Source organism: Lacticaseibacillus parakribbianus, from assembly GCF_025490915.1.
In the GTDB taxonomy this organism is placed as follows: Bacteria; Bacillota; Bacilli; order Lactobacillales; family Lactobacillaceae; genus Lacticaseibacillus; species Lacticaseibacillus parakribbianus.
In genome coordinates, this window is record NZ_JANQBA010000003.1 from 226,899 (window position 1) to 232,898 (window position 6,000).

The 6,000-nt window shown below is 63.8% G+C and carries 8 protein-coding genes and 1 rRNA gene; 1 reads left to right on the plus strand and 8 read right to left on the minus strand.

The window, feature by feature from the left end:
- Positions 1 to 58 precede the first annotated feature (58 nt).
- From NUH19_RS04460 to NUH19_RS04475, 4 genes are all read right to left on the minus strand, one after another.
- On the minus strand, positions 59 to 409 hold the full coding sequence (locus NUH19_RS04460) for an MmcQ/YjbR family DNA-binding protein (RefSeq protein WP_262315352.1): 351 nt from the start codon (positions 407 to 409) through the stop codon (positions 59 to 61).
- Between the two features lie 33 nt (positions 410 to 442).
- Entirely contained in the window at positions 443 to 1,198 is a 756-nt protein-coding gene (locus tag NUH19_RS04465; protein ID WP_262315353.1) for an SRA domain-containing endonuclease, read from the minus strand.
- A 140-nt stretch (positions 1,199 to 1,338) separates the two neighbouring features.
- Complete coding sequence (locus tag NUH19_RS04470) at positions 1,339 to 2,682, minus strand: ABC transporter permease (RefSeq protein WP_262315354.1); 1,344 nt, start codon at positions 2,680 to 2,682, stop codon at positions 1,339 to 1,341.
- Positions 2,679 to 3,404, minus strand: a complete 726-nt coding sequence (locus NUH19_RS04475; RefSeq protein WP_262315355.1) for an ABC transporter ATP-binding protein — start codon at positions 3,402 to 3,404, stop codon at positions 2,679 to 2,681. The genes NUH19_RS04470 and NUH19_RS04475 overlap by 4 nt, the downstream gene beginning before the upstream one ends.
- 143 nt (positions 3,405 to 3,547) lie before the next feature.
- Here NUH19_RS04475 and NUH19_RS04480 point away from each other — a divergent pair, with 143 nt between their 5' ends.
- On the plus strand, positions 3,548 to 3,829 hold the full coding sequence (locus NUH19_RS04480) for a hypothetical protein (protein ID WP_262315356.1): 282 nt from the start codon (positions 3,548 to 3,550) through the stop codon (positions 3,827 to 3,829).
- Between the two features lie 417 nt (positions 3,830 to 4,246).
- Here the strand turns inward: NUH19_RS04480 and NUH19_RS04485 are convergent, their stop codons facing one another.
- The 4 genes from NUH19_RS04485 to rrf all read right to left on the minus strand — a co-directional run bounded on the left by NUH19_RS04485 (position 4,247) and on the right by rrf (position 5,996).
- Positions 4,247 to 4,708 (minus strand): threonine/serine exporter family protein, encoded by a 462-nt coding sequence (locus NUH19_RS04485; RefSeq protein ID WP_262315357.1) that lies wholly within the window; start codon positions 4,706 to 4,708, stop codon positions 4,247 to 4,249.
- Positions 4,709 to 4,723: 15 nt separating this feature from the next.
- Entirely contained in the window at positions 4,724 to 5,467 is a 744-nt protein-coding gene (locus tag NUH19_RS04490; protein WP_262315358.1) for a threonine/serine exporter family protein, read from the minus strand.
- A complete protein-coding gene (locus tag NUH19_RS04495; RefSeq protein WP_262315359.1) occupies positions 5,457 to 5,780 on the minus strand; it encodes a thioredoxin family protein in 324 nt (107 codons plus the stop codon). The genes NUH19_RS04490 and NUH19_RS04495 overlap by 11 nt, the downstream gene beginning before the upstream one ends.
- Positions 5,781 to 5,879: 99 nt before the next feature.
- Positions 5,880 to 5,996 (minus strand): 5S ribosomal RNA (rrf, locus tag NUH19_RS04500).
- Positions 5,997 to 6,000: the final 4 nt, after the last annotated feature.

A 6,000-nucleotide genomic window follows, 5' to 3' on the forward strand; every position in this document is an offset into this window, starting at 1 on the left:
CGGTTGCTTGTTCACCTGAATGCGGCCATGGACGCGGCACCACCAATCGGCAGCCGCCCTACCGCGTCGCCTCGTAGCTCCCGGCGATCAGCTCGGCCAAGTCCTCGGGCCTTTCGAAGTTGGGCAAAAGCGCCGTCAGCCAGTGGGCCTTGGCCATGTGGTAGCCGGGCCGAAAGTTCGGCTGCGCCTGGAGGATTGAGTTGAGCTCCGGGTCGCACTTCAGATCCACGATGTCGAGCTCGTCGTCACCGGCCAGGCCCATTTTGGCCGCCGGCACGTTCATCACTAGGGCGAACCACTTGCCGTCGGGGTGCCGCAGCGCCACGTAATCCGGAAAATGCTTGAACGGGCGGTCCACCACGGCCGGGTAGTGGTCCTTACAGTACTGAATGAAGTCGTCTCGGGTCATGATCGTCACCTCTGGGGTCATTATACGCCTAGATCAGTCGACCACCCGCAGCGGAAAACGGTAGACTCGCCGCGGTCGGCCTTCGGCGTCATGCTCCTGCACCGCGAACGGTTCGCCGGCCAGCACCACCCGGCCGCGGTACGTGTACTGACCGCGCGTCAGCGACTCGAAAAGGTAGACCCTGACGCCGTTGGTGGCGGACTCGGCCAGTGTTCGGTTCTGCGCATAAGTCAGCGATTGATCGCCGATGCGACCCATGCCGGTATACAAAAAACGTCCCGCTTCATCCCAGCCGTCCTGGTAGGGATTACGCTCTGGCTCGCCGTCGTGCTTGGCAATCAGCACCAGCGAATTGGTTTTCTTAGACCGTCGCATCCCCGCCTGCGAGGAGACCTGAAACGTGGCCGTGATCGTCGCATTTGGATACACCTCGCCGACCACCAGCACGGCCCCAACCGCCGGCGCGTCCGGGACCTCACCAGGCGCCGTGTTGCGCGGTCGCGGCGCGGTTGGCGTCGCATCCTCCGGCGGCTCGACCTCACGCAACGCGCCGCCGGTTTCGGCCACCGTTTGACCACCGGCATTTTGTCCCGATAGCGCGTTCAGGTAAGCCGCCTGCTGGGCGGGGTTGTCGAACCACACGAGCCCCGCCTCGAAGGCCTGAGGCGCCGCCAGCTTGCGATGCCCGGCCAAGCCAAAATCGGCGGTGATCAGCTCCTCATCCGCCGCCTCGATCACCCCCGCACCCCAAGTTCGGTGCGTAATTGATGCTCCAATCAGTTTGAACATGCTGCCCTCCTGAAGTCACCAGCGCCGCGGCGCCGTAGTCATCTCTTGCTTGATTATACCGAAATCCAGGATCTCCGCCTACCCAAAACGAGGTGACTTGCGGATGCACGCCGCATCCGCAAGTCACCTCGTCATATTTGTCACACCTTCCGGTACCTTCGCATCCCCCGCACGTTCAGCGCCGACAGCACCACCAAGAACAGCAGCAACACCGCGATGTCCAGCCCGAGGCCGCCCAGCCCCTTGCCGTACATGATGATCTGCGTCATCGCGTGACCGGCGTAAGTCAGTGGCAGCACGTACGAGATGTCCTTGACCCAGGTCGCCAGCGAGTCCAGCGGCACGATGCCGGAGAAGAACACCTGCGGAATCACGATGATCGGGATGAACTGCATCATCTGGAACTCGGATTGCGCGAAGGTCGACATCAGGATGCCGAACGCCAGCGCGACCAGGGCCAGCAGGAAGTTAATCACCATCACGGCAAAAAGCGAACCGGTGATCTCGACGTTCATGAACCCGACCGTCGTCAAGACGATGATCACCGTCTGAATGATGGCCAAAACGCCGTAGCTCAGCATGTAGCCGGCGACGATTTCACCGCGCCGCACCGGCGTCGCCAGCAGCCGGTCCAGCGTCCCGGTGGTTCGCTCCTTCAAAAGTGCCATCCCCGAGATCAGGAAGACGAAGAAGAAGACGAAAAAGCCCATCAGGATCGGCACAATCTTGTCGAAGAAGCCGGTGTCCTTGTTCCCGTAGCGGTAGCGGTTGGTGACCTTGACCGCCGCGGTTTTCCCGGCTGCCGCCTTCGCCGCCGCGGTCCCGGCCGACCCGGCCACGGTCGTTGCGGTCCCGCTGGTCGCGTCGCTGCTGGCTGCGGTGTCACCCGCCGCCGAGCTGCCGCCGGTCGCGGCCCCTGCCGCGGTCCCGCTGCCACTCGCGGCGCCGCTGGCGGCCGTTCCATTAGCCGCCGTCCCGCCGCTCGCCTGGGCGGCCGCCTTCGCCGCCGCGGCTTGGGCCGCGGTCAGCTTCTTGATGGTGGTCGACATCACGGTGATGGTTTTGCCCATTTTGGTCACCGTCTGCCGCAGGGTTTTGACTCCGGCGGCGGTCATCGCGGCGCCGAAGCCCTGCTTGACCAGTGCCGTCTTGGTCGCGTCGGTGTTGGCGTAAGTCACGCGGTAGCGGTCGCGGCCGGTTTTTTCGATGTAGGCGTCGACTTTTTGCGCCTTCAGCGCGGATTGGGCCGCCTGCTCGCTGCCCTTTTTCACCACCGCGACGTGCTTGACGTCGTTCAGCGCCGTGCGAATGTTGCTCGGCAGCCCGACCGTCGCCACCGTCACGCTGGTGGTCGAATTCGCGGTGAAAATCAGCTTCATCAAAAACATAATCAAAACCGGTGCGACGAACATCAACGCCAGCGTTCGCTTGTCGCGCAACAGCTCCGCAATCACGCGCCGCGCGATGAACCATGCGTGAATCATAGCGCCACCCCTTCCGCCTTGAGGAACACGTCTTCGATGGTCGCAACCCCGTACTGCCGCTCCAGTTTCGCCGGCGCATCGAAGGCCATCAGCTTGCCGTCGAGCAACAGTGCGACGCGGTCGACCAGCTCGGCCTCGTCCATCACGTGGGTCGTGATCAACACGCCGCGGCCGGCGTCGCGAACGGCGCCGAGCTCCCGCCAGATTTTGCGCCGCAGCGCCGGGTCGATACCGACGGTCGGCTCGTCAAGAATCAGCAGCTCCGGGTCGCCGAGCAGCGCGATGGCCAAGGACAACCGCCGCTTCATGCCGCCGGAGTAACCGGCGACGCGCTTATCGAGGTCGGCCGTCAGCTCGACCACCGCCGCGACATGGGCGATGGCCGCCGGCAGCGCCGCCTTGCCGACGTTCTTCATCCGGCCGAAAAACGTCAGGTTCTCGCGGCCACTCAGCGTCGAATACAACGCATCTTCTTGCGCCATGTAGCCGATGCGACCGAGCAGCGCCCGGTTGGGCATCTGCGTCTCAAGCACCGTCGCCTGGCCGCCGTCCGCGACCTCCATGCCAAGCGCGGTCTTGATCACCGTCGACTTACCGGCCCCGGAAGGTCCGATCAGCCCGACGATTTCGCCGGCCTGAACGGTCAGGTCGACGCCTTGCAGCACGGTCTGCTTGCCGAAGCGCTTGACCACGTGGTTCAGGTTCATCTGTGTTGCCGTCATGCTCTCGCCTCCAATAGTGAGTCCACACTCACTCAATGGGACTACTGTACGCCCAGCGAAAGTGAGTGTCAACTCACTTTTGGCCAAAACCGCCAAATCTGCGCGGCACCGCGTGGTATAATCGTCGCATTGGAGGGGATTATATGACTAAGTTCAATCGCACGGCCTTCAGCCAAGAGGTCACAACGCTGCTGGCGACCGATACGCTCAACGCGACCGAGCGGCCGGTCCTGGAACAGGTCAGCCGCGAGCTCACCGCCGGCCACACCGACGACCGCGTCCTGACCGTCCTGAGAGCCGGCCTGGATTTGCCGGCGGTGCAGCAGCGCCTGAGCCAGCCGGTGACGGCGCTACTGGCCAGCGTCGCCGGCTACCAGCTCGGCGGCAGCAAGGCCGGCCTCGGCCTCAGCCACCTGAGATGGTGATGACTAAACAACGCGCCGCGACCGCCCAAGAGGCAGCCACGGCGCGTTTTCGCGTACAAAAAAAACGGCGAGCCACTAGGGTTCACCGCTTCACAGTACCTGCAAGCAGGTAAGATCCGCTGGCTCCACAACCTTGGATCACTGACCCCCGCAAATCCGGCGGGAAACCGGTCAGCTGCGCTTTCACCATTGCTGGTTACTCGACTCATCGCATGGGTCTAGTATATCACTTATCAAGCAGCCGTGCCGAACTTTCGGCGTGGTGCCGCTGGCCGGCTGCGCTGCGGCGGTCGGCGGAGGGACGGCAGCCGGCGGCGGTATCGCAAACGGCGCAGGTACCGCAGCCAGCGGAGGTACGGCGATCGGCGAGCAGCCGGCGGTGACCAGGTCGGCGACCGGGTGGCACCGGGGCCGCGCTCACTTGCCCGGTTTTGGCGCCGCGGTTTTGCGGTAGCTGACCTCGGCCAGCAGCTGGGCGAGCATGAACCCCACGGCGATGGCCCCGGCCACCATCGCGACGCGAATGGTCAAAGAAATCGCCTGGTCGATCTGCCCCAGCACCAGGGCTCGCACCGCCTGGTAGGCCGTCGCCCCCGGCACCAGCGGCACTAAGCCCGGAATGTTGAAAATGATCACCGGCATTTTTTTGCGCCGGGCGAACAGCATCCCGCAGACGCCGATGGCCAGGGCTCCCAGCAGGTTGGCCAGCATGCGGCCGCTGTGAGCCGCCATCAGCAGCCAGTACACCAGCCAGCCGATGGCCCCGGCCCAGCCGGCCAGGTTAAGCGCCCGGTGCGGAACGTTGATGATGATGGCGAACGCCACCGTGGAGAGGTAGCTGAAGCTGATCTGCACGAGCAGCTGAATCCAGTACGGCATCTTTGTGCCTCCTGCCTAGAAGAATCTGAAAATCATGGCGATGCCGACCCCGATGGCGCAGGCCGACAGAATCGCCTCCATGCCGCGAGCCATGCCGGACAGCAGGTGCCCCGCCAGCATGTCGCGAATCGAGTTGGTGATCGCCACCCCCGGCACCAGCGGCATCACCGCGCCGATAATCACGTTGTCGAGGTTGTGCCCGACGCCGAGCCGCACCCCAACCCAGGCGCTGACTCCGACCACGACGGCGCCGATCAGCTCGGAGATGAACCGCACCCGCGTCAGGCTGCTGAGGCGCAGGTAGGCGGCAAAGCCCAGGGCCCCGACGACGGCCGACAGCGGCATGTCGAACCAGTCGTACTGCTGGGCAAAAATCACCATCAAAGTGGTGCTGCAGACGGCCGCCGCTAGGATCTGCAGCCACACCGGGAAGTACGGCGTGTTGGTGTCCAGCTGCTCAAGCTTGAGCCGCAGCTCGGTCAGCGTCAGTCGTCCCGCCTGAAACTCGCGGGAGAGCTGGTTGACCCCGGCTACTTTTTCCATGTCGATGCCGCGCTTTTGCACCGGCTCCAGCTCGACCGGCGGCTCGCCGTTGACCGCGATGAACAGCCCGGTCGGCGTGGTGAAAACCAGTGCCCGACCGGCCCCACCATTGCGGGCAATCCGCGACATCGTGTCGTCGACGCGGTACATCTCGCTGCCGCCTTCAATCATGATGCGCCCCGCCAACAGGCAGGTCGCCAGCAGCTCATTTTCCATGCTCGCCCTCCATCAGTCCGGTGAAATGGGCCGCAAGTTTGGCCTTGGGGTAGGCGCCGGTGATTTTCTCCACCGCCTTGCCACCCCTGAACACCAGCATGGTTGGCACGCTTTGGACGCCGTACTGCGTCGCGACGGCGGTGTCACCGTCGACGTCCAGCGTCAGCAGCGTGAAGCCGAGCGTCTGCTCAAGCTCGCGCAGCATCGGGCTGAGAATCTTGCAGGGACCGCACCAAGGCGCCCACAGATCCACCACCGTCAGGCCTTCCCCCAGGTGTTGCGCCATCGTTTCACTCGTTACCTTCGTCGCCATTTCGCGCCCCCGTTCTGTCGTGTTCCTCATTCTAACACGGTTTGGCCGCCACTTCCCGTGATGCACAAAAAAAGAGCCGATATCATCGACTCTCACAAAGCGCGGCAGCTTCCTACCCTCGCAGGCAGTCACCCACCAACTACTCTCGGCGTTGAGAAGCTTAACTTCTGTGTTCGGCATGGGAACAGGTGTATCCTTCTCGCTATCGCCACCGCACTTC

Coding starts and splice junctions, on each gene's coding strand:
- NUH19_RS04460 (WP_262315352.1), bottom strand. CDS start 409: ATGACCCGAGACGACTTCATTCAGTACTGTAAGGACCACTACCCGGCC.
- NUH19_RS04465 (WP_262315353.1), bottom strand. CDS start 1,198: ATGTTCAAACTGATTGGAGCATCAATTACGCACCGAACTTGGGGTGCG.
- NUH19_RS04470 (WP_262315354.1), bottom strand. CDS start 2,682: ATGATTCACGCATGGTTCATCGCGCGGCGCGTGATTGCGGAGCTGTTG.
- NUH19_RS04475 (WP_262315355.1), bottom strand. CDS start 3,404: ATGACGGCAACACAGATGAACCTGAACCACGTGGTCAAGCGCTTCGGC.
- NUH19_RS04480 (WP_262315356.1), top strand. CDS start 3,548: ATGACTAAGTTCAATCGCACGGCCTTCAGCCAAGAGGTCACAACGCTG.
- NUH19_RS04485 (WP_262315357.1), bottom strand. CDS start 4,708: ATGCCGTACTGGATTCAGCTGCTCGTGCAGATCAGCTTCAGCTACCTC.
- NUH19_RS04490 (WP_262315358.1), bottom strand. CDS start 5,467: ATGGAAAATGAGCTGCTGGCGACCTGCCTGTTGGCGGGGCGCATCATG.
- NUH19_RS04495 (WP_262315359.1), bottom strand. CDS start 5,780: ATGGCGACGAAGGTAACGAGTGAAACGATGGCGCAACACCTGGGGGAA.